Here is a 2,484-nt window from a genome sequence, read left to right on the forward strand (position 1 = left end):
GACATGAAGCAAGCCGCGTGCGGTAACGGGTTCGTTCTGATCGAATTGTCCTCCGAAAAAACCGCTCACATCACGCTTTTCTTCTGCTTTCCCTGGCAACCATTTCGGCAGCAATACCGTCCGGAGTACAGAACGATCCATGCTTGCATATGCTAGATCATCGGCATTTTTTTCCATTGTAGCATCTTCATAGGTTGTTGCGAAAGGCTGGAGTAATGTCTCCACATCGACCAGTACCGGATAGCTGCCGTGTGCGATTACGTTCTCTTCGTGGAGATCTGTTCCACCCAGCATATAGGCGACACAGAGCAACGCCCCCGCTCTCCGATAATACATAATGATCTCATCATCAGTCACGCAAGGTACGTGTTCTATGAAAGCTTGCCATCCATAGGTTCCGTGATCGACTACACTCGCTGCCAGGAGGTCGTAGGGTGCTCCATGATCACTCAGCCATTCCAGCAAGTCGGAGTAGACCATATCCAGACCTAAGCTCTTCGGCTTATACACGAGCTGGCCGCCACTCTCTAGCAGCACAACGATCACACGACGGCCGCTGTTATGTAAGTCGGACAATTCCATCTGCAGCTTGGCAATCGTACTGATCTGCTGTCCTGCCACAATCCGATTGTCCAGCCAAGGCTTGTCGGTCGCGTAACGAACTAGAAATTCAGCAAGAGCATTGACCCATGAATCCACTGTTGTCGCAATGAGGTAAGCCAAGACACAATACTCTTGCAAGAACGTGATGAATTTCCCTCGGAACATCTCGCTAATAAACCGAATATACTCCGTACGATCACCTGGTATCGCCCAAGAGCCGGATCGAAAGACGGAGAACTCTAGCTCCAACGACTGCCAGCAGAGTTGTGACAAAGAATGTAGCAAGCTTCGTTCAATTCCTTGCCAACCTGTCGGAGAGAGCACATCGGCGTGGTCGCCAGCACGATCCTTCAGTAAGCGTCTGGCAACGGAGATGACGGGCAGGAACAAATGCTCGAAAGCGATTGGTCGATCCGAGTCGAACTGTGAATGTTCCAGCCACTTCTCGTATTGTGCATACTCCATGTCGGCCCTCGCTATCGATGTCGCAATCGCTTGTAGGGTTACTGTCCATTCCGGAAATGCCACCCCCTCTATTAAATGGGTAGGTCGCACTGCACACTTGGCATCATCCATTGTCATCCCGGCCATAGCTAACCGCTTCGAGAAATGATCCCAGTTGCCCTTGGCCGCACTGTTACACCACTGCTCCAGCCTCTTATGCACCTCATCTGTGCTCGCTTGATCCAAGTAAATGTCAGTCGAGAACTCMCCTGATAATCGCTCAGAAATGCCACTTGATTGATTCACAATATGTCTGATCCAATCGTTCATCATACAATTGCCACCAAACGTTTGTTCATACGAACGATCTCATTCTCCTCTTTAACACATGGTTTCATTCTGCGTTCAACCAAACGGAGCATCTGCTTGTTGTTCCCCGACACTTGGAACTGAGCAACCGGGTAATCCGCCTTCACGATCCTTCGAACCGCTTCTATCATGACGGAAATCGCGCGTCCTTGGGCTTGGTAAGGATGTCTGGCGAACAAACAATCGCCGATTACCTCCTTCTCTTCAACCGTATGGATGATCATCCAACCCACGATCTCCTTGCCATGACGCAACCCTACACTCAGATTCGGATCCATCCATTTATCGTCACGAAACGGCGTCATCACTGCAGGATACCAATCATTCAATCCAGACCGGATGACGGCTCGCTCCCCATCGTTCAATTCGCCCCAAGTAAAGAAGGAAAAATCATCAGATAATGCCCATTGGCGCACCCAAGGCAATTCCATAAAATCAGAGGTGGAAACTGTGAACGAATGGAGCGAGCCAGCGTGCGTTCCCCAATTCTGCTGTCGGAATAATCGTTCCCAAATCAACGATCGCTCATGGCCTTGCCTATAGCTGAATTGGACGTCTCGACAACCTAATTCCATCAACGCCTGTTCCATCTCCCGAAGCAGATCTGTTCCAATCCCTTTTCCTCGATACCTGGGAATCAGGAAGATCGTCCTAATCTGAGCTAAGCCATGCTCGGGCCAATAATTGCCCCATATCAATCCAATTGGTCTATCGAGCAAGCTGGCGCCAACAGCTACGACCATTTGCTTCCTTTGTTCACTTAATAACTCGTCTTGTATGGATGGAAAGGTTAGATTCGCATAATGGGGCAATTGCTCCTGGGTCAAGCGAGATATCGTATACATGATTAGATGTACCCCTTCTCAGAGATTAAGACTCTCCAGACATCAAATGATAAGCATTTCTTCCTGCACGCTTGGCCTTATACATCGCCTTGTCCGCATTGTTAAGCAGGGAATCAGCGTCTTGTCCATTCTCAGGATAAAAACTCCCTCCTATACTCATACCTAACACAATTGGCTCCTGCGTCTGCACCAGCTTAATTTGTGTTAGCGCACGCTGCAGGGC

General features: G+C 49.4%; 3 protein-coding genes. All 3 read right to left on the reverse strand.

Annotation, left to right across the window (positions count from 1 at the left end; all coding sequences use genetic code 11):
• A partial coding sequence (locus tag AC1DWB_RS33565; RefSeq protein ID WP_477545423.1) for a DUF4135 domain-containing protein occupies window positions 1–1,380 on the reverse strand: 1,380 nt, incomplete at its 3' end.
• On the reverse strand, window positions 1,377–2,261 hold the full coding sequence (locus AC1DWB_RS33570) for a GNAT family N-acetyltransferase (RefSeq protein WP_477545424.1): 885 nt from the start codon (window positions 2,259–2,261) through the stop codon (window positions 1,377–1,379). The genes AC1DWB_RS33570 and AC1DWB_RS33565, both read right to left, overlap by 4 nt.
• A gap of 25 nt (window positions 2,262–2,286) precedes the next feature.
• Window positions 2,287–2,484: GGDEF domain-containing protein (locus tag AC1DWB_RS33575; protein ID WP_477545425.1), on the reverse strand; the 198-nt coding region annotated here is incomplete at its 5' end.

Source organism: Paenibacillus sp. P4_E11 (genome assembly GCF_056401635.1).